Genomic DNA, 20,082 nt, shown 5'->3' with positions numbered 1-20,082 from the left:
TCATCGACGAGGTCGATACCGACAACTGGGGCGTCGGCGGCGAGTCGATCACCGTTCGCCGGGCGCGCGGCGCGTGAATCCGCCGGTTTTTCAAACTGCCACACGCCAAGGGTGCTTCCTGCGGGGGCGCGGTCAACCGGAATATTTGCCCAACATTGAAATCACGAAAAATTTTCGGTGGGTCGGGAACTTTTGCGGCGAGTTTGGTCTTATTGCCTGATTAACATCCCAACCCCAACAGAGGCATATAAAAATGGACGAACTCTCTTCCGTCGGCATCATCTTCACCGTGGTCATCCTGTTCGGCGCCTGTTTCATGGCCGCCAAGCTGGCCTCGAAGACGGCCTACCACGAGTAAGCGCCGCTGAATTCGTTCAGCGTCTCCACGAAAAAGCCGGGTTTTCCCGGCTTTTTCAATTTCTGCCGGGTGTTACTACGCAGATGACCCAAAGAAAGGGTTCAGCCTAAGCTGAGCCCTTTTCGCTTCTGGGGTGGTCGCTTTACGAGGGGTAACCTCCAAGGATGCCCCTCAATTGCCGAAACTCTCCCCACTCATGAAAGGCCTGGTCGAAACCCGGGCTCGGGTCGATGCCGAATACAGCAGGCTCGCAACCCTCATCGATGAGCTAACCGCGAAAATCGCTAAGGTCGAAGCAGAACGCAACTCCTGCGACCAACTCATCACCAAGCTCAACGCGAGAATCCAAGCCAACCAAATCGAGCCTATCAACGGCTGGCAAGGTCGTTACGGCACACGAGGAGCCCTTAAATTCACCATCCTCCAAGCACTTCAAATCGCATACCCCAACGAGCTGACCACCTCAGTCATCGCCAACCACCTGCAAAACACGTTCGACCTGCTCTTCATAACGGCCAACGAGCGCAGAACATGGGTTCACCACACCGTAAACAACCGCCTCAACGCGCTTGCTCGCGCCAAACTCATCGAGCGCACACACAACCCCGAAAAATGCACAGGACACCCCGGTACTTGGCGCTGGATTCCCCCTGATTCGACTTCCGTCAGCCTGCAGGCCCTTGCAGCCGGAGCCGGCCTACTTACCGTGGGCGCTCTTGATATCGAGGACCTCGAGCTCGAGCCCACCCCCGAAGAAGACGACCTGCCCAGGTAAGCTATGCGCAAAACCCCGTCCTACCTCAAAGGCCTCGCCGAAACCCGCGCCCGCGCTGCCCGTGACGTCCAGTGCTACCAACAGCTGGTCGACGAGCTGCAAGTGAGACTCGCCCAGGCCCAGGCCGAACTCGTCGCATGCGACACGCTCATCAAGAAATTCGACGACCGCCTGGACCCAACCCAGGTTGAGCCAATCAACCACTGGCAAGGACGATATGGGAAGCGAGGCGCACTCCGGGAGGCAATCCTCAAGGTGCTCCGGGCTTACGCGCCGGCGGAGGTGACAACTACGGTGATTGGCCTGGCCGTGCAGGCAGAGTTCCGGCTGGTTTTCTACTTGCCGGCTGAGCGTGAAGCCTGGTTAGGAAACTCGGTGCGCAATTGCTTGAAAAAACTGGTCAAGGAAGGCCTTGCGGAGGCCTGCCATGACCAGAGTAATACGGGCTATGTGGGGAGTTGGCGGGCGCACCCGCCGAGCGACTAAGTCGCCGCTCGCTGACTTGAGGACCCGGTCCTCCTTTTGTCTCCAATGCCGCAGGTCGCTAGCTATACATGCGTCGATTAGGAGCATATATGGCCGAACAACTTACAAAAAATCAACACATCGTTCCCAAACTTTATCTTAATAACTTCAGCATTCCTGATTCAGAAAACGAGGTGTTTGCACGATTCAGGGGGCTGGAGGGGGCCTCGCCCAAGCCGGTCAGCACTGACTCAATCTGCTACCGCAAGAATTTCTATGAAAACCCTATTCTTACCGAATGCGTCGGTCCTAACTTTATTGAAAAAACAGTTAATGGTCTTTACGAGGGGCGATATAAAGAGTTTTTGCGGGAAACCATTGCGAACGGTCTAAATCTACGACATCGCTTGTCTATCCGCGACAAGCGGGCATTGGCCAAGTTTATTGCTTACCAATATTTGCGCACCAGTAGATGCCAAGCGTTTATTGATGTTGCACATGAGCAAGATGCCCCAGCCTCTCGCGCACAACCGTTATCGGCGGCCCATGCAGCAATCTTATTGGACACCTGGAACGGCGAAGGTCAGGTGCAAGGATTGCAAGAGTTCATGCTGCAGCGGAACTGGGCTGTAGTGGTAAATGCCCCTGAGTTAACCGGCGGCTATTTCTACACTTCAGACAATCCCGTTTGTGTAATTAACGCATCGGCTGACTTTCCCGAGGGAAATCTCCTTCCAATTATTCAGCCCGCGTCAAGCTTCTATTTTCCGTTGTCCCCGCGCGTTGCGTTGCTGCTGCTAACCATCCCTATTCGCTCTGCCAAGGTGGTGATGACCTCGAGAGACATGCTCGAACGGCTGAACAACTTGGTCTATCAGCAATCTGACTGCGTTGTTGTCTCGAACCAAGCCGACTTCAGCCTTCTCGAGGGACAGCGTTCAATGAACGCAAGAGAGTACAAGGCCTTTTTATCGGAGCTGCTACCCGACATCAAAGCGCAGGTTGGGAGCTTATTTGGCTAGGATTCCTTTAGCGGTGCCGTACGTCATCTGGGGTAGCTTGCGAAGCTGCTCAACAACCGCTATGCCCATGAAGCAGAGGGGTTATGCCCGGCAGCCGTTTCCCTGGGCATCAAAGAACAGCCGCAGCAAGGCCGATTTCTTGTCCGCTTCGGCATGTCTCGGGCTATTCGCAATTTCGTCCGCCGTCTTGCGGTACTGGGAGCAAGGCGGGTCAGCCCTAAGCTGCGCGAATTCTCGGTCGTACCACGAGAAAAATGACGGCTGGAAGTCCCGAATCGTGAGTTCGGCGAAACAGCCCTTCGGCTTGCCCTGCGCGATAGCCATGTCAATGGCTTGGACGTTGTTTTTGTTGTCAATCATGTACTGACAAATTAGCCCACACCCGCTCTGGGGACCCGCCGCGGTAGCGGTTCTCAACCCCCAGCGATTGCCTTGATACTTATTTGCAGAATTGAAGATGAAATTGTTGGCTAATAGGCAGGACCCGTAGTCGGCGGCAGGGTTTGTTATTTGGTCCCCCAAGCCCTTGGTTGCTTTCAGGTACGCATCCGCCGCTGATTGGGCGAATACCGGGGAAGTGGCGGTAAGCGCTACGACAAGTAGCGTTCTGCTGACTAGGTTCATACATGCTCCGATAGCTATTGAGTTTGGGTATAGCTATCGGCATCAGCCGTATTGGGGCCACCACTCGCGTTAGTTGATAGGTTGTTCTTCTTGCCGGCTGAGCGCGAAGCCTGGTTAGGGAACTCGATGCGCAATTGCTTGAAAAAACTGGTCAAGGAAGGCCTTGTAGAAGCCTGCCATGACCAGAGTAATACCGGCTATGTGGGTAGCTGGCGGTGTTTGAGTAGTCATGTTGATTGATTTCGCCTACGCTGTCGCGCTCTCCACCAAATAAGAATGGGCACTCCTGGAATTGCTGCCCCAACAAAAAATGCAATCCAAGCCCTCGGAGACTCAAGAGCATCCCGACCTACGAAATATGCGAAGCGCTCTTTCTCTTGAACTAGTTCCTCAAAATATTGCTCTGCCGCGTCCCACGAGCTTTTGCTTAACAATTCGTCATACAGACTCGGTGGTATGTCATTTAAGCTAACCAGCTCTGCGCAATCTTCCGACGAGAGGTCACCAAAATTTGGCGTTCGCCGCTCAAGCTCCAAGCGCCCGACAAGTTTATTTGGGGGCCTAGGTTGATACGTCTGGATTTCACCAACTTCAGTTTGACGTGCGTAAGGGGACAAGATTGGCACATCCAGTCGCTTCAGCACCCTTTGATTCCAATAGGTGAAGGTCCGAATGTGCTCAACCTCCATGCGCAGGCTTATAAAGCCAAAGAAAATTGGGATAGCCGCCAATAGGCCCACTACAACGAGCAACTTGATTAACGCTAAGCCCCTGTTAGCCCCGTTGGTTATCGCCATAGGCATCTGTGGGTGCCCACAGTTCGGACAAAGTATTGCCTGGCATGAGATATGTTTGCCGCATGATGCACAATCTTTCAATTTTGAACTCCTTCATCGAGGTGCACTTGTATAGCAACCATGCCGTTAGCTGACGATGCGTAAATTGGCTATCGGGGCGGATTTGTAGGTGCGGTTCCGCGCCCCTTAGCGGGCCCACTCGACTTAGCCAGTCTGGGTCCCGCATGCAACAACTCATACTTTCGATGGTTTCCTCGCGTAAATCCACGCCAGAACCTCGACTCACCAACATTGGTCGCCACGTTCAAAGCTAGTCGTAGCTGCTGGCCATTTGGCAACCGCCGGGTGTCCGACCGGAACGCTATCTCACAGGCATAGTCCAGCATGTACTTGGGCTCCACATTCAGGTAGATGCCTTTCTCGGCCCGGTCATAGCGCCAGTTGTATTCCTCAGCTTGGTTGTTGTTCTCACCGTTGGGGCCGGACAACTCCTTGGCGTGCTCTACCGTACGGTGCGCAAGGAACGACTTGCCGATAGCGGCATACGCTGGCGAACTATCCGTGTTCAGATAGCTCTCAGGGATGGCCGCGAAAGTCGCCAGTACCGCTTCTGCCTCGGTCGCCGTCTCCGCCAGGGCAATTGCCACACGGGTGCCGTTGGCACCTTTACCCTTCTTACCAGAGCGCTGCCGAACCACCATCAAGATGCGCCGGTCCTCCGGCAACCGCCGGCCAAACTCGGGGTCCAGGGCGCCCTTCGGTGCCCCCTTCCGCTTAGCTTTCTGCTTGCCGGCCTGCGTCAGTATCGACGACAACTCCTCGACCGGCGTTTCTGAGGTCACCGGTCGGCTGCCCTGGGGCTTGCCTCGCTTTTCCGCGGCGCGCCGGCCTGACTGGTGGGCACCATCCATCTCCAGGTCGCCGGCCAGCGGCCCTTGGTTATAGCCGCGTACCAAGGCCTCGCGGAGCTTGTGCTGCAGCGTGTAGGCAGTGTTGTAGGTGACGTTGAGGTGGCGCTTCAACTCGAGTGCAGGCTGGCCGGCGGCCGAGTTCAACCACAACAGCGTGCCAGCGATAATGGTCTGCAGGGGGAGCTTGCGGCCGGCGAAGACCGTGCCGGAGGTGACCGAGAAGGTGCTGCCACAGCCGGAACACTTCCAGCGCTTCTGGAGGGGGCGCCAGTAGTGCTTCCCGGTCGTGCCGCAATGCGGGCAGCCCACCGTACTCCAAGAGCCAAAACGCACCTCGACCATGAAGTCTAGGCATTCGCGGTCGCTCCAGGCGAAGACTTGCGGCACCGAGAGGCTGACGGCCTCCCTGGACATGTGCCAGTCTGCTGTGCCGGACCGACGCCGTTTGGGCTTGGCGGTGGTCGGCTCGCTCATATGGCGGAGCTCAGGAACTTCACGTACATGGTTTCCGGCGCAATCCCGAGCGGTGCTCCGGGATACTCGACGGCCGGCTCGCTGAACCAGCTTAGCCAGGTCCGGAAGCCTGTCCGGGCAGGCTCGACTAACTGGTGAATTGGGATGTACGGCTTGCCCTCGACAAGCACCGGCGATGGCGCACACAGGCCCGGCCGGGGCGGTAGCTCATCGCCACTCGTCAGTCGGTGAAGGCTGGCGTGCATCAGGAGCTCGGCCGGCCGGAAGTACGCGGGCGCAAACAGGAAGGGCTCGGTTCGATGGGGCTTCAGCGTGTGCTCATCGAAGGTGGCCAGATAGATGCCACGCTGCCGGCCCGCCTGCTTGATATGGGCACTGCCCAGGGTATTCCGGCTGTCGTTGGCCGCATGGTCGAGGATGGCGCACATTTCCCGGATGAAGGCGCAGCGTTTGCCGCCTGGTTCAAACGCAGGCACCTGGTCATTGGCCGGCGGTTCATCGGGAAGGCTGAGGGCGATAGCCCGGGCAGCGAGGTCCCAAAGGCTGGCAGACCAGCGCGGGTACTGCGGAAGCGTGCGCGGAGGCCGAACGTCCTGGTTACGCTCGAGGAGCGAGACCTTGTAGTCGGCGATGGGCGCCAAGCGCTCGTAGACGATATCGAGGCGTGCCAGCCGGTTGAAGCGGTCGGCCCTTTCTGGGGAGGAGGCATGGATGCTGATGGAGAGCATCAGAGCACCTTGATGTCCCAGGTCTGGCCGAACGCGGTACCATCGACCATCTCAATCCCCCGAATTCGGATGACGGTGCCGTCGAGCCAGAGGACTTCTGCGTCCAGGAGCTCGGGCAGGAGTTCGATTTCGGTGTCGCCGGTGGTGCTGAGCACTTGGGCGACGCGGACGGTGCGTCCGAGGGCATGGACACGGTTTTCGAAGATTTTGAGTTTGCCGCGGGCGGGCGCGAGGGCGCTGCGCTCGGCTTTGGTCATGGCTTTGCCACGCAGGTTCATGGGACGGATTTCGACGCGCATGAAGGGGACCTTGGGTTGTTTCTGGTCCACGTCTAGTCACTCGGAGAGGCTGAAACCCGCTCCGCAGGCGGCTTGGACTGCGCTTTCATCAAAAATGATGAACGGCAAGGCAAGGTTGGGCACATGGTGACGGTGCGGCGCGATTGGAATATCGAGGCCCGGCGGCTGCTGAAGCGGGAGATGGCTTCGGCCGGTGTGGGCTACGAGGATTTATCGGCTGCGCTGCTGCTTCAGGGCTTGAACTTGTCGGCGAAGGTGCTCGCGAACAAGGTCAATCGCGGGACTTTCACGCTCGCGTTTTTCCTGCGGTGCATGGCCATCCTGAAGGTCGACCAGGTCGCTCTGGTCGGCGCCAAGTGAGACTTGGGGCTGGGTGTTGCTCGACATGGTGACCACCTCCATCGGCTGACGATGGTTTAATAATACTGTACGTTTGTACAGTATTCAAGGTGGTCCCAGGATACGACCAGTAGCGCTTACGTACCGCCCTTTCGCCGGTTGCACGCTTTGCAGAGCATTTGACAGTTGGATAGCACCGACTTCCCGCCGGCATGCCAGGGGTCGGTATGGTCCGCCTCCATCTCGTCTGGCTTGAATACCCGCCCTTTCTCAGGGCATGCCTTGTTGGCACACAAACCTTTTTGCTTGGTGAATGCCTCTCGCTTCACCTTTTCAGGGAATGCTCGCAGGCTAAGGTGCCGTTCGTTACGATTGAGGACGTAATAGTAAATGCCCGACTTCTTGGTAACCTCCTCGTCCAGCATCAGCTCCTCAACTTTTGCTTCAAGCGTCTTGGGGTCGAGCTTGTCGGACTTGTGCGCACTGTACAGAGCGCCCCAGTTGACGGACTTCATCTCTTTTCGCTTCACGGGAAAGGTTGCCTTTACCCAGTTGATGACACTGCTGAAGTGATTCCACAGCTCGATTGCCGTAGGGTCTTTCTGATGCTCGGCCATGTAGTCAGCCGGTTTGTCTTCGCTTATCCAGTTGAGCGCCAATTCCAGGATTTCTTGCCGGATGGGGGAGCCCTCAACGTAGTCCGCGCCCAGCAGGATGGCGGGGCAACCCGTCTTGCTGAAATGTTTTTTGGCATCTGACAACCAAGGCCCCGTGTAGACGGCGTTCAACAGTTCTTGGTCGGTGAGCTTGGCGCCGGCGATGTTGATGGTTCGAAACCACTCCAGCTTTTCGCTTTCAGGGCCCTCGCAGACGTACACCGTCAGCTCATAGGCCAGAATCTGGTTTTGCTGGTCAAGTGGCAGGTTGTCGAAGTACATCGCGTCGATGGAAAAGTCGCCGCTGATGTACTTACAAATGCTCAGGGTGCGCTGTTGCCCATCAAGCACTTCAAACTGCTGACTACCGCCAGGACTCTCAACTGTGGCAGCCCAGTACATGACGTTGAGCGGGTAGCCTTTGCGAACCGTGTCGATGACCTTGTCGCGCTGTTCGTCTTTGTACACGAACTCGCGCTGGAAAGCGGGACGGATATTGAGCAGGCCACCAAATCCTGTAACTCCCGCCTCGTCGCTGTCCTTGAAGCCCGCGTACAGGTCACGGATTGTGATTTGTTGGTGAGTGATTTTCATTTATTTGCCCCCATATATCTGACAAGAATCCGTCCATAGGTGCGTTTTCCATTAATAACGGGACACCCCCCTCTGTCTTCTTTGTTCTTCACGTAGCAAAGTCGAGCTAGGATTTCTTTTGGGGCTGAGGCTCTGGTGTTTCCAGCTGCCAGCCAAACAATCTCAAACTGCGCTGGGTTGTACTTTTCCAGGAACGTAATTGGGACGCCCATTACACCCTCGTAATCCACTGGGATGTCGACCACCTTGCTGACTTCGATGGCATCGTAGTTGTCGTACTTCGGATACAGGTGTTCGTTTCCGGCATACGTACGGAATAGGATGATTTCCTCGTTGCGCTTCTTGTGCGGGAGGTTGGTAAACCAACAAGCGTTTACATCTTTCGTGCTGCCGTCTGGCTGCTTAAAGGTCATGCTACGGGGGCTCACCCCGACCCATACGAGGTTGTCCTTGATAAGCGGGAAGACCTCTTTATAGGTTACGGCGTTGTGGTTACCGATAATCAGGAACTGCTTTTTATACCCAACGAGCTGCGCTACGTACTCCCTGAACAGCGAAAACGGGGGGTTTGTGACTACGATATCCGCCTCCTTGAGGATTTCGACGCACTCGGGGCTTCGGAAGTCGCCATCGCCAATCAAGGGGGTAGTTACCACAGGGTTTTCCTTCCCCGTGTACTCCTGTTTATACGACGGGCTCCCATTCGCGAAATGGGTTGAGACCAGCTTGGCTAGTGCCCAAGCGTCAAATTTAGCTTCGAAGAAACGCCAGAACCACGACCAAGTGGGGTCATCACAATTGCAAAAAACCACTTTGCCGCGGAAGTGCTCCTTGTAGTGCCGTAGCTCTTTTTCGATATCGGTGAGCTGCGTATAAAACTCGTCGTTTTTTGCTCGTTTCGCTGCGCTTAGTGACGAGTTGCTAGCGGCGGACCCGCTGGCGTTGATAACTTCAACCATGACTGCTCCGGAGAGCAGCACCGACTAGCTAGTGGGGAGAGGTGTCCTTGGAACTACTAGTCGATGTTTTGCCTTGGCTTCGGTGCTGCGGATTTAATTTGGGCGCGCCAGAAAATTGATACGCGCAGTTCGGTATAGCCACTTCGCCAAAATGTCAATTTTTGGCGGCAAAACCTCTCACACGCTTGGCGCACATGACGATTGCGTGGTACGTTTCTCTGCTGATGCCAACCAACACCCGCCAATGCTGTGACTCCCAGCGACTTCATCTCCAAGTGGCAAAACAGCCATCTCTCTGAACGAGCTGGCGCACAGGCCTACTTTCTCGACCTGTGCGACCTCCTTGGGGTAGAAAAACCCTCTGACCCCGAGAACTATTGCTTTGAGCGCGGTGCAACTCGTACCGGCGCCGGCCACGGCTGGGCTGATGTCTGGAAGCGCAACTGCTTTGCCTGGGAAAACAAGGCGCCGGGAAAAGACCTTTCGGCCGCACTGAAGCAACTAATGAGCTACGCGCTGGCCTTGGATAACCCACCGCTATTGGTGGCGTCTGACCGCGAGCTACTGCAGATTCATACCCATTTCACAGGCACCCCCAGCGAAACCCACACCATCCGCCTGCAGGACATTGGCACCGCGGAGAACCTACAGAAGCTTCGCTGGTTGTTCCGGGAGCCCGAACGATTCCGGCCTGCGAAGACCACACTGGCCGTCACAGCTGACGCAGCCACCCGGGTCGGCGCCTTGGCTTTGCGAATGGCCGAACGAGGTGAGAACCCGCTAACCACAGCCCACTTCCTGATTCAGTGCGTTTTCTGCATGTTCGCGGAAGACGCAGGCCTCCTGCCGGAAAAGCTATTCGAGACAGTGCTGGACCGGTCGAACCCCGACTCCGTCAAGGCCAGGCTCCGCTTAACCCAGTTGTTCGGGGCCATGCAGGCCGGTGGTGACTTCGCTCTCGAAAACATCGCCTGGTTCAACGGCGGCCTGTTCAAGTTGGTGGATATCCCACCGCTGGCGGTAGCGGACGTCGAGGACCTGCTGGACGCCGCACGGATGAACTGGCGGGACATTGAGCCGGCCATCCTGGGCACTTTGTTCGAGCGCGGCCTCAACCCTGAGCTCCGCAGCCAGCTGGGCGCCCATTACACCGACCCTGCAACCATCAACAAGCTCATCGAGCCGGTGATTACCCGGCCGCTCCAGAAACAATGGGACGCGATTCGTGCGAGCATCGAGGCCTTGGCCCCAGGCTTCGGCTACGTGGGCAAGAAGCCGAATGCTGCCCGCCGGGAGGCGGAGGGCCTTTTCTTGGGCTACCTGGAAACACTGAAGAATTTCCGGGTACTCGACCCGGCGTGCGGCAGTGGCAATTTCCTCTACTTAGCCCTGAAGGCGCTCAAGGACTTGGAACACAGGGCCAACCTGGACGCAGAAGCGCTAGGCCTGCATCGGCAAGTCAGCATCGAGGTCAGCCCCTCAAACGTGATGGGTATCGAGCTCAATGCCTATGCCGCGGAGTTGGCCCGCGTAACGGTGTGGATTGGCGAAATCCAATGGATGCTCAAGCACGGCTACGCTATCCGCCGAGACCCAATCCTGGCGCCGCTGGACCATATCGAGTGCCGCGATGCGGTGCTGATTTTTCAGGACGGAGGCCCCGACTCAGGGGCGCTAGTCGGAGAGCCTGAGTGGCCGGCTTGCGACGCCATCGTTGGCAACCCGCCATTCTTGGGTGACAAAATGATGCGTGGTGAGCTCGGCCTCGACTACGTCATGACATTGCGAACCGAATACGAAGGACGTGTGCCGGGTGGAGCCGACCTGGTCACTTACTGGTTCGAAAAGGCCCGAGCCCACATCCAGTCTGGAAAATGCAAAGCAGCCGGCCTGGTTGCCACCAACAGCATTCGGGGTGGCGCAAACCGCAAGGTTCTCGACCGCATTGCAGCCTCCGGTCGGATATTTGAAGCTTGGGGCGACGAGCAGTGGGTGAATGAAGGTGCTGCTGTTCGAGTATCGCTGGTCTGCTTCGGCGGTGAGCAAGCACCCCCGGGCCAGCGTCTGGATGGCGCGCAAGTAGGGGTAATCCATGCTGACCTGTCTGCCGCTGAGGGAGTCAATCTGGCAGCGGCCAAGCCACTGTCGGAGAACGCGGGTACAGCCTACTTGGGTATCCAGAAGACGGGTCCCTTCGACATAGGGGGTGACCTGGCGCGTTCCTGGCTAAGCCAGCCCAATCCGAACGGCCGCCCTAATCACGAGGTCGTGAAGCCTTGGTCAAATGGGCTCGACATTACCCGGCGCAACCGTGACATGTGGATTATCGACTTCGGGACGGACATGCCCGAGTCGGCCGCTGCCTTGTACGAGCTACCTTTTGCCTACGCCAAGCAGCATGTCCAGCCAACACGGGTTGGCAAGCGCGAAGCCCGCACCAATGAACAATGGTGGCTGTTCCAGTGGTCTCGACCGTTAATGCGGAAAGCTGTGGCGGGCCTTGAACGGTTTATCGTCACGCCTGAAGTCGCGAAGCATCGTGTCTTCTCGTGGATGCGGCCTACCTGCGTCGCCGATAAGAATTTGACGGTAATCACGCGTGCCGATGACGCCACGTTTGGTGTCTTGCAGTCCAGGTTTCATGAGATTTGGGCATTGCGTCTCGGCACGTCGCTCGAGGACCGGCCACGCTACACGCCGAGCACTTGCTTCGAGACGTTCCCATTCCCATCGGGCCTCACGCCACGCGACACTGCCCCGCGAAAAGGCAATGCATCGCCGCCATGTATGGCCGGTCACATAGCTGCAGAGAATATTGCAGCGGCAGCCCGACGCCTCAATGAGTTGAGGGAGTCCTGGCTGAATCCAGTGGAGTGGGTGGATTGGGTTAGCAGCCCCGAGGAGGAGCGTGCGGGATTCCCCAAGCGGCCTGTCGCGAAAGCCGGCCATGCCGCCGACCTCAAAAAGCGAACGCTGACCAATCTTTACAATGCACAGCCGGCCTGGCTCGTGTTGGCCCATGCGGACCTGGACAAAGCGGTGGCCATTGCATATGGCTGGACTGACTACACACCTGAGATGGCTGATGACGAGGTGCTTCGCCGCCTCTTGGCTTTCAACCTGGAGCGCACGGGGCGCTAGGAGCCTACCTCGGCCACCAAGGTCACATGGTGCTCTCCATTATCGTAATTACTGTAAATTACAGTGATTACGATACATGCCGACAGCGCTCAGGTTGGTGTGCTTACCATCCAAGCAAGGTTGCGCAGCGCTGCATGACCCAATCTTTCTCGGCCATCGATATGTCCCACCGACCGGAGCGAATGTGCGATGCCACCCCTCGCTCGGCACGCTGTAGGTTGAACTCCGTCGTCCAATCGGGATTCTCGCCAGCCTTGCGGCGACAGTAATCCGCGAGCTGCATGGCCAGGTCTTCGCAGATAAGGTATCGCTCCAGGCGTTCTTCCTCGGTCTCGCCCGCCACGTAGCGTCCGTCGATGAGACGGGCCGCCAGCTTAGGTTGAACGCCGGCAATGGCAGTTGTGATGCCGCCATGAGGGAAGTCGTCAGGGATGGTTGGGATAGGTGCGTTTGCCATACAGAAACTGTATCGCGGTATGGCAGCCGCGGGAGGGTGGTCCCGCGGCTATTTCATTTTTCTGCCGAAAACAGGCTCTAACTCTTTGCTTTTAAAGCCAATGGGTCATCTGCGTAGTAACACCCTTTCTGCCCCTATTTCCGGTCGACCGTAGGATTCACGCCAATCAGCCGCTAAACGCCTCGACTATCCGCGCCACCTCGGCTGGCTGGTCGTGGTGCAGCATGTGGTCGGCGTTGTCGATCCAGGCCTCTTGCACATCGGCAAAGCAGGCCTGGCGCGCTGCCCAGTCGCCCGGCCGCTGGTCGAAATCGCGGACGACCCACGATTGCCGCCCGGCCACCCAGAGCACCGGGCAGGTGATCTGCTTCCAGATCGCCATCGATTCCTCAAGCCGGAACAAATAGGCGGCGGGGGCCTTGTGCCACGGGTCGCCGTTCCAGATGATGCCGTGGTGGCGCAGCCCGGACCGGTTTTCGCCGGCGCCGACGCGGGCCAGATGCTTGGCCAGGAATGCGGCACGCTCGGGGCTCAGGAAGCGGTCGCTGTGCAGCAGCCGACGGGCAAAGGCGGCGCGGTCGGCGTAAGCGTGCATGCGCGGCGGCATCTTCAGGGCGCCCAGCCACTGCTGGTAACGCTCCGGTGCCATCGCCGGCGTCGTCGGTGCGATGCCAAAACCTTCGAGCGACACCACGCTCGCCACGCGCTCGGGCCGAATGCCGGCATAAAGACAGGACAAAATGCCGCCCATGCTGTGACCGACCAGCTTGAGCTGGCCGTCCGGCGCGTAGCGGTCGACGATGGCCTCCAGGTCGCCGAGATACTCGACGAAAAAATACGGCCGGTTCAGCCATTCCGAACTGCCGAAGCCGCGCCAGTCGGGGGCGATGATGTTCCACTCCCGGGCCAGTTCATCGACGACGAACTGGAAGGAGGCGGAGACGTCCATCCAGCCGTGCAGCAGAAAGAGTGTCGGCGCCTCGGGATTGCCCCAGCGTCGGATGTGCAGGCGGACGTCGGGCAGGTCGAGAAATTCGGAGCGGGAAGGCTTCATCGGTGGGGGGCTTTCTTCGGCAATCGGGCGGCGCTGATTCGTCATTTTAGCGGCTCGACTCGCATAGAATCCCGGGCATGAAATTCGTTCTCTTTCTTTTTGCCGTCGGTGCACCATGAGCGGTCAGTTCGGACTCCTCACAACCCGGCGTTTCGCGCCCTTTTTCGTCACCCAGTTCCTCGGCGCCTTCAACGACAACCTGTTCAAGAACGCGCTGGTCGTCCTGCTCACTTTTCAAGCGGCGCACTGGACGACGCTGTCGCCGGGCCTGCTGGCCAACCTGGCGGCCGGCATTTTCATCCTGCCCTTCTTCCTGTTCTCGGCGACGGCCGGGCAACTGGCTGACAAATACGACAAGGCCCGGCTCGCCCGCCTCGTCAAGGTGCTCGAAATGGTCATCATGGGCGTCGCCGCCGCCGGCTTCTTTGTGCACAGCCTGCCCGTGCTGATGGCCGCGCTGTTCCTGCTCGGTTGCCATTCGACGCTGTTCGGGCCGGTCAAGTACGCGATCATGCCGCAGCATCTGCACCGCGATGAACTGGTCGGTGGCAATGCGCTGATCGAGGCCGGCACCTTCGTCGCCATCCTCATCGGCACGCTGGCCGGCGGGATTCTGGCCGGCTCGGTCGACCATCCGGCGTGGATCGCCGTCGGCGGCTTGGTCGTCGCCGCGGTGGGCTATGCGAGCAGTCGCGGCATTCCGGCCGCGCCGCCGCCGGTGCCCGAACTGACGATCAACCTCAATCCGCTGACCGAAACCTGGCGCAACATCGCCTTCGCCCGGCACAACCGCACCGTCTTCCTGTCCATCCTCGGCATCTCGTGGTTCTGGCTCTATGGCGCGCTCTTTCTCGCCCAGTTCCCGGCCTACGCCCGCTTCGTGCTCGGCGGCGGCGAGTCGGCGGTGACCCTGCTGCTCGCCACCTTCACGGTCGGCATCGGCATCGGCTCGATGCTCTGCGAGCGGCTGTCCGGCAAGCATGTCGAGATCGGCCTGGTACCCTTCGGCTCAATCGGCCTGACCCTGTTCGGCCTTGACCTGTACTTCGCCTCGCCGCTCGGCCTGGCTGGCACGACGCCGCACGAACTGCTCGCCCTGCTCAGCGTTCCGGCTGTCTGGCGCGTGCTGTTCGACCTCCTGATGCTCGGCGTTTTCGGCGGCTTCTTCATCGTGCCGATGTACGCGCTGGTCCAGTTGCGCAGTTCGCCCGACCACCGCGCCCGCATCATCGCCGCCAACAACATCCTCAACGCCCTGTTCATGGTCGTCGGCGCCCTCGGCGCGGCCAGCCTGCTCGGCGCCGGGCTGTCGATCCCGACGCTGTTCGCCCTTGGCGCGCTGCTCAACGCGCTGGTCGCCGGCTACATCTACGGGCTGGTGCCGGAATTTCTGCTCCGCTTCGTCGCCTGGCTGCTCGTCAAGGCCGTGTACCGGCTGCGCACCGAGGGCCTCGCGCACATCCCGAGCGAAGGCGCAGCCCTGCTCATCGCCAACCACGTCAGCTTTGCCGACGCCGTCATCATCATGGGCGCCGCGCCGCGGCCGATCCGCTTTGTCATGGACCACCGCATTTTCAAGACGCCGCTGCTCGGTTTCATCTTCCGCCACTGCGGCGCCATCCCCATTGCTCCGGCCCGGGAAGACCCGGCGATGATGGAAGCCGCTTTCGCCGAAGTCAGCCAGGCGCTGGCCAACGGCGACCTCGTCGGCATCTTTCCCGAAGGCCAGATCACCCGCGACGGCCAATTGCAAACCTTCCGCCCCGGCATCACACGCATCCTCGGCGCCAACCCGGTGCCGGTCGTGCCCGTGGCGCTGAGCGGCCTGTGGGGCAGCTACTTCTCGCGCATCGACGGTACGGCGATGAAAACACCGTTCCGGCGCGGCATGTTCGCGAAAATCACCCTGCGCGTCGGCCCGCCCGTCGCCGCCGAAAACGCCCGCCGCGAGCACCTGCAGGCGACGGTGGCAGCCCTGCGGGGCGAACGGTTGTAGGGCGCCGCATTTCATTCTGAAAACCGCAGTTGACCGCGACCAAACCCTTCGATACGCCCACTGCGTGGGCTACTCAGGCTGCGTCCAGAGCTCGTCGAAGGGGCGAACGGGGGGCCCCGATCGGGAAAAGCCCGTTCGGGGTGAGTAGCCTTGCGCAGCAAGGCGTATCGAACCATGAAGGGGCGCTCACTGCGGTTTTCAGGTTCATTTTTAGCCATTTTTCCCGGTTGACCGTGGCGTTCGTCGTCAGCTCGGTTCTGCCCCGGTAAAATGTCGTTTTTCCCTCATTTCGATTCGCCATGACCACAGCCGCCCGGATTCCTGCCGATCAACTCGCCTCGCTGGTCAATGCCGATACCCAGCGGCTGGCCGCGCGCATGGCACAGGATGTGTTTGCCGGGGCTTTCCGCCAGTCGGCGATGGCCGATGCGGCGCCGGATGTCGCCGTGCTCGGCGAGGTGGCGGGGCACTGTGCCGACTGGTGCCGGGCCGGGGCCAGCGACGAGGCGCGGGCGCTGCGTCTGGCCTTGCTGATCAGCGGCCTCGACCAGTGGGGGCTGGCCTACACGCAGGCCTTCAATCTGGAGGCCATCCATGCGCTGACGGCGTTGATCGGCGGCCTGCGCACGCGCCTCGAGGCGCGCGAGGATACGCTGTTCCAGCGGTATTTCGAGCAGCTCGCCGAGGTCGAGTCGGATGCCATCGATTTCAAGGTGGACCTGCGCCGCGGCATTCACCTCGCGCTGTGGCACGCCATGGCCGCCTGCGAAACGGCCGAGCAGGTGCTGGGTATCGTCCAGCCGCTGGGCAGCATGATGGTCGCCCTCGATACGCAGATGCCGGAACTCGGCTGGCGCCTGCTGGCCGATGCGTTGGCCAATATCCAGATCGCCCTGCTGTCCGACATCGCGCCGAAATCGCCGCTCGCCCAGGATGGCACGCAGCAACTTTTCGCCGCGTTGCGCCACGCCCTGCCCGCCGAGCGTTACCAGGCCATCTTCGCCCACGCCGGGCAGGCGGTTATCGCCTGGCAGCAGGCGAGCCGGCACAGCGCCGCCTGAGTGGGTTTGCCAAGGTAAAATCGCCCGATGAACTGGCCCGCCCTCAAGGAAAGACTCGACCTTTACGAAAAGCTGATGCGGCTCGACAAGCCGATCGGCATCCTGCTCCTGCTCTGGCCGACGCTGTGGGCGCTGTGGCTGTCGGCGCTGGGCCGTCCGAACGGGTGGGTGGTCTGGGTTTTCGTGCTGGGCACCGTGCTGATGCGCTCGGCCGGCTGCGTCATCAACGACTACGCCGACCGCGATTTCGACCGGCATGTCGAACGAACGAAAGATCGCCCGCTGACCGCCGGCACGGTGACAACGAAAGAAGCGCTGGCGCTCTTCGCCGGGCTGTCGCTGCTCTCCTTTGCGCTCGTGCTCATGCTTGGCAACCCGCTGGTCATCTGGCTTTCCGTGCCGGCGCTGTTCCTCGCCGCCAGCTACCCGTTCACCAAGCGCTTCTTCGCCATTCCGCAGGCCTATCTCGGCATCGCCTTCGGCTTCGGCATCCCGATGGCCTACGCGGCGCAGCTCGGCGAGGTGCCGACCGAGGCGTGGTGGCTGTTGCTCGCCAACGTTTTCTGGGCCGTGGCCTACGATACCGAATACGCCATGGTCGACCGCGACGACGACCTGAAAATCGGTATCAAGACCTCGGCCATCACCTTCGGCCGCTACGACGTGGCAGCTGTCATGGCCTGTTATGCGGCGACGCTGGGGATCATCGGCTGGATCGGCTGGACGCTGCATCTCGGCCTCGCCTTCTACGCCGGTCTGGTCGTCGCCGCCGGCATCATGGGCGTCCATTACACCTGGATCCGCGGCCGCGAGCGGCTGCCCTGCTTCAAGGCTTTTCTGCACAACAACTGGGTCGGCCTGGTGATTTTTGTCGGTATCGTTGTTGATTTCGTAGTTTCCGGAAGGAGCTTCGCGTGAAGGCTTTCATTTTTGCCCTGTTTTTCGTGTCGACCGTGGCATTCGCCGAAGACACCCGCCAACTGGCCAAATTGCCCGAGCCAGCGCAGGAATCGCTGCGTCAGGAGATGCTCGACAATCTCGTCGCGGTCAATGAAGTGCTGTCCTTGATGGCGGCTGGCAAGGTCAAGGAAGCCGGCGAGGCGGCCGAGGCCAAGCTGGGCATGTCGGCCATGGGCAAGCATCGCGGCAAGCCTTTTGACGCCCGGCCTGGCCCGCACATGCCGCCGGCCATGCACGGCATCGGCATGGATGGCCACCAGGCCGCCAGCGAATTCGCGGCGGTCGCCAGGACCGGCGACCGCGACAAGGCGCTGGCCCTGCTGCCCAATATCACCTCAGCCTGCGTCGGCTGTCACTTTTCCTATCGCACCCGATGAAATACCACGACTTGCGCGACTTCATGTCGCAGCTGGAAAAGACCGGCGAACTCAAACGGGTCGGTGTCGAGGTCGATACCCGCCTCGAAATGACCGAAATCTGCGACCGCGTGCTGCGCGCCGAAGGGCCGGCCATCCTGTTTGAAAAACCGAAGGGGCATACCATCCCCGTGCTGGCCAACCTGTTCGGCACGCCGAAACGCGTCGCGCTCGGCATGGGCGAGGAGTCGGTGAGCGCCCTGCGCGAAGTCGGCAAGCTGCTGGCGTATCTCAAGGAACCCGAGCCACCCAAGGGTTTGAAGGACGCCTGGGACAAGCTGCCGATCTTGAAGCAGGTCATGAACATGGCGCCGAAAACGGTGTCGAGCGCGCCCTGTCAGGAAATCGTCTGGGAGGGCAAGGATGTTGATTTGTCGCGCCTGCCGATCCAGCATTGCTGGCCAGGCGACGTGGCGCCGCTGATCACCTGGGGCCTGGTCGTCACCAAGGGGCCGCACAAGAACCGGCAGAACCTCGGCATTTATCGCCAGCAAGTGCTCGGGCCGAACAAGGTGATCATGCGCTGGCTGGCGCATCGCGGCGGGGCGCTGGATTTTCGCGAGTTTCAACTGGCCAATCCGGGGCAACCGTTCCCCGTCGCCGTCGTGCTCGGCTGCGATCCGGCGACCATCCTCGGCGCCGTGACGCCGGTGCCGGACAGCCTGTCCGAATACCAGTTCGCCGGCTTGCTGCGCGGCGGCAAGACCGAGCTGATCAAGTGTATCGGCTCGGCTTTGCAGGTGCCGGCATCGGCCGAGATCGTCCTCGAAGGCGTCATCCACCCCGGCGAGATGGCGCTCGAAGGGCCGTATGGCGACCACACCGGTTATTACAACGAACAGGCCAATTTCCCGGTTTTTACGGTCGACCGTATTTCCATGCGTAAAAACCCGATTTACCACAGCACCTACACCGGCAAGCCGCCCGATGAGCCGGCCATCCTGGGGGTTGCGCTCAATGAGGTGTTCGTCCCGCTGCTCCAGAAGCAGTACCCGGAAATCGTCGATTTCTACCTGCCGCCGGAAGGCTGCTCGTACCGCATGGCCATCGTCAGCATCAAGAAACAGTACCCTGGCCACGCCAAGCGCATCATGTTCGGCATCTGGAGTTTCCTGCGCCAGTTCATGTACACCAAAACGATCATCGTGGTGGACGACGACATCGACATCCGCGACTGGAAGGAAGTGGTCTGGGCGATGACAACGCGCCTGGACGCGACGCGCGACACGACGCTGGTCGACAACACGCCGATCGATTACCTCGACTTTGCCTCGCCGGTCGCCGGCCTCGGTTCCAAGATGGGGCTCGACGCGACCAACAAGTGGCCGGGCGAAACGAGCCGCGAATGGGGGCGGCCGATTGTCATGGACGACGGGGTGAAAAAACGCGTCGATGCCATGTGGCAGGAGCTTGGCTTGTGACCGTCAAAGTCGTCCCGCTCGACTTGTCCGACCTCGCTCAGGCTGAAATCTGGCTCGGTCTGCTCGACCACTACGCGCAGGACCCGATGGGTGGCGGCGATGGCCTGTCCGACTACGCCAAGCTCAACCTTGTCCGCACCATGCGCGAGGTGCCGGGTTTCCACGGCGCGCTGGCCTGGCTCGACGGTCAGGCGGTCGGTCTGATCGACTGCTTCGCCGGCTTTTCCACCTTCGCCGCGCTGCCGCTGCTTAACGTGCACGACATCGTCGTGCTCAATGGCCGGCGCGGCCAGGGCATTGGCCAGGCGCTGCTGGCCTGGGCCGAGGCTCGCGCCCGTCAGCTCGGCTGCTGCAAGCTGACGCTCGAAGTGCTGTCCAACAATACGCGGGCGATGGCCTCCTACCAACAGGCCGGCTACGCGCCGTATGTCCTCGACCCGGCAGCCGGCAACGCGCTGCTCATGCAGAAAATCCTTCCGGAGGTGGCCCCATGAATGACCCTATTCCCCAGCCCGATCTGCAGGGCGTGCGCCCCTCGCTGGTTCAGCTCACCCATTTCATCTACGGCCTGCACG

19 protein-coding genes are annotated in these 20,082 nt (G+C 60.0%); 11 read left to right on the top strand and 8 right to left on the bottom strand.

The annotated features are described in order from the left end of the window. Positions 1-533 precede the first annotated feature (533 nt). The 3 genes from ADADOO_RS05485 (at position 534) to ADADOO_RS05475 (ending at position 2,620) form a co-directional block, all read left to right on the top strand. On the top strand, positions 534-1,133 hold the full coding sequence (locus ADADOO_RS05485) for a hypothetical protein (protein ID WP_511275697.1): 600 nt from the start codon (positions 534-536) through the stop codon (positions 1,131-1,133). 3 nt (positions 1,134-1,136) lie between these two features. After that, the gene (locus ADADOO_RS05480; RefSeq protein WP_511275695.1) at positions 1,137-1,619 is read left to right on the top strand and encodes a hypothetical protein; all 483 of its coding nucleotides are present in this window, start codon (positions 1,137-1,139) and stop codon (positions 1,617-1,619) included. 89 nt (positions 1,620-1,708) lie between these two features. After that, positions 1,709-2,620 (top strand): DUF4238 domain-containing protein, encoded by a 912-nt coding sequence (locus ADADOO_RS05475; RefSeq protein WP_511275693.1) that lies wholly within the window; start codon positions 1,709-1,711, stop codon positions 2,618-2,620. A gap of 81 nt (positions 2,621-2,701) precedes the next feature. Here ADADOO_RS05475 and ADADOO_RS05470 read toward each other — a convergent pair whose 3' ends face one another. The 4 genes from ADADOO_RS05470 to ADADOO_RS05455 form a co-directional block, all read right to left on the bottom strand. Beyond that, on the bottom strand, positions 2,702-3,244 hold the full coding sequence (locus ADADOO_RS05470; protein WP_511275691.1) for a hypothetical protein: 543 nt from the start codon (positions 3,242-3,244) through the stop codon (positions 2,702-2,704). A gap of 946 nt (positions 3,245-4,190) precedes the next feature. Then, a complete protein-coding gene (locus ADADOO_RS05465) occupies positions 4,191-5,366 on the bottom strand; it encodes an IS1595 family transposase (protein ID WP_511275689.1) in 1,176 nt (391 codons plus the stop codon). A gap of 56 nt (positions 5,367-5,422) precedes the next feature. Further along, the gene (locus ADADOO_RS05460) at positions 5,423-6,154 is read right to left on the bottom strand and encodes a hypothetical protein (RefSeq protein WP_511275687.1); all 732 of its coding nucleotides are present in this window, start codon (positions 6,152-6,154) and stop codon (positions 5,423-5,425) included. Further along, the gene (locus tag ADADOO_RS05455; RefSeq protein WP_511275685.1) at positions 6,154-6,453 is read right to left on the bottom strand and encodes a hypothetical protein; all 300 of its coding nucleotides are present in this window, start codon (positions 6,451-6,453) and stop codon (positions 6,154-6,156) included. Before ADADOO_RS05455 ends, ADADOO_RS05460 begins: the two co-directional genes overlap by 1 nt. Before the next feature lie 72 nt (positions 6,454-6,525). Between ADADOO_RS05455 and ADADOO_RS05450 the strand changes: the two genes are divergently transcribed. Then, on the top strand, positions 6,526-6,813 hold the full coding sequence (locus ADADOO_RS05450) for a DUF6471 domain-containing protein (protein WP_511275683.1): 288 nt from the start codon (positions 6,526-6,528) through the stop codon (positions 6,811-6,813). Positions 6,814-6,929: 116 nt separating this feature from the next. Here the strand turns inward: ADADOO_RS05450 and ADADOO_RS05445 are convergent, their stop codons facing one another. Both ADADOO_RS05445 and ADADOO_RS05440 read right to left on the bottom strand, forming a co-directional pair. Then, positions 6,930-8,042 (bottom strand): HNH endonuclease family protein, encoded by a 1,113-nt coding sequence (locus ADADOO_RS05445; protein WP_511275681.1) that lies wholly within the window; start codon positions 8,040-8,042, stop codon positions 6,930-6,932. Continuing rightward, positions 8,039-9,001 carry an adenine-specific methyltransferase EcoRI family protein gene (locus tag ADADOO_RS05440; protein WP_511275680.1) on the bottom strand — a complete coding sequence of 321 codons (963 nt, stop codon included), beginning with the start codon at positions 8,999-9,001 and terminating at the stop codon, positions 8,039-8,041. Before ADADOO_RS05440 ends, ADADOO_RS05445 begins: the two co-directional genes overlap by 4 nt. Positions 9,002-9,250: 249 nt before the next feature. Here ADADOO_RS05440 and ADADOO_RS05435 point away from each other — a divergent pair, with 249 nt between their 5' ends. Beyond that, positions 9,251-12,142, top strand: coding sequence for a class I SAM-dependent DNA methyltransferase (locus ADADOO_RS05435; protein WP_511275678.1), 2,892 nt, complete (start codon positions 9,251-9,253; stop codon positions 12,140-12,142). 103 nt (positions 12,143-12,245) lie between these two features. On the opposite strand, the gene ADADOO_RS05430 is transcribed toward ADADOO_RS05435, so the two are convergent. Next, the gene (locus ADADOO_RS05430) at positions 12,246-12,599 is read right to left on the bottom strand and encodes a hypothetical protein (RefSeq protein ID WP_511275677.1); all 354 of its coding nucleotides are present in this window, start codon (positions 12,597-12,599) and stop codon (positions 12,246-12,248) included. Positions 12,600-12,765: 166 nt separating this feature from the next. After that, positions 12,766-13,653, bottom strand: coding sequence for an alpha/beta fold hydrolase (locus tag ADADOO_RS05425; RefSeq protein WP_511275675.1), 888 nt, complete (start codon positions 13,651-13,653; stop codon positions 12,766-12,768). Between the two features lie 115 nt (positions 13,654-13,768). On the opposite strand from ADADOO_RS05425, the gene ADADOO_RS05420 reads away from it, so the two are divergent. From ADADOO_RS05420 to ADADOO_RS05395, 6 genes are all read left to right on the top strand, one after another. Next, positions 13,769-15,649 carry an MFS transporter gene (locus ADADOO_RS05420; RefSeq protein WP_511275673.1) on the top strand — a complete coding sequence of 627 codons (1,881 nt, stop codon included), beginning with the start codon at positions 13,769-13,771 and terminating at the stop codon, positions 15,647-15,649. A 299-nt stretch (positions 15,650-15,948) separates the two neighbouring features. Next, complete coding sequence (locus ADADOO_RS05415) at positions 15,949-16,710, top strand: hypothetical protein (RefSeq protein ID WP_511275671.1); 762 nt, start codon at positions 15,949-15,951, stop codon at positions 16,708-16,710. 27 nt (positions 16,711-16,737) lie between these two features. Beyond that, entirely contained in the window at positions 16,738-17,628 is an 891-nt protein-coding gene (gene ubiA / locus ADADOO_RS05410; RefSeq protein ID WP_511275670.1) for a 4-hydroxybenzoate octaprenyltransferase, read from the top strand. After that, positions 17,625-18,047: a cytochrome C gene (locus tag ADADOO_RS05405; RefSeq protein ID WP_511275668.1), complete on the top strand. Its 423-nt coding sequence runs from the start codon at positions 17,625-17,627 to the stop codon at positions 18,045-18,047. Before ubiA ends, ADADOO_RS05405 begins: the two co-directional genes overlap by 4 nt. After that, positions 18,044-19,507 carry a 4-hydroxy-3-polyprenylbenzoate decarboxylase gene (gene ubiD, locus ADADOO_RS05400; protein ID WP_511275666.1) on the top strand — a complete coding sequence of 488 codons (1,464 nt, stop codon included), beginning with the start codon at positions 18,044-18,046 and terminating at the stop codon, positions 19,505-19,507. Before ADADOO_RS05405 ends, ubiD begins: the two co-directional genes overlap by 4 nt. Further along, the gene (locus ADADOO_RS05395) at positions 19,504-20,001 is read left to right on the top strand and encodes a GNAT family N-acetyltransferase (RefSeq protein WP_511275664.1); all 498 of its coding nucleotides are present in this window, start codon (positions 19,504-19,506) and stop codon (positions 19,999-20,001) included. The genes ubiD and ADADOO_RS05395 overlap by 4 nt, the downstream gene beginning before the upstream one ends. The last annotated feature ends 81 nt before the right edge of the window (positions 20,002-20,082 follow it).

The sequence above is a fragment of the Azonexus sp. genome, assembly GCF_036170495.1.
Taxonomy (GTDB): domain Bacteria; phylum Pseudomonadota; class Gammaproteobacteria; order Burkholderiales; family Rhodocyclaceae; genus Azonexus.
The sequence above is the reverse complement of the archived record's forward strand: the minus strand, read 5'-3'. Positions and strand labels throughout refer to the sequence as shown.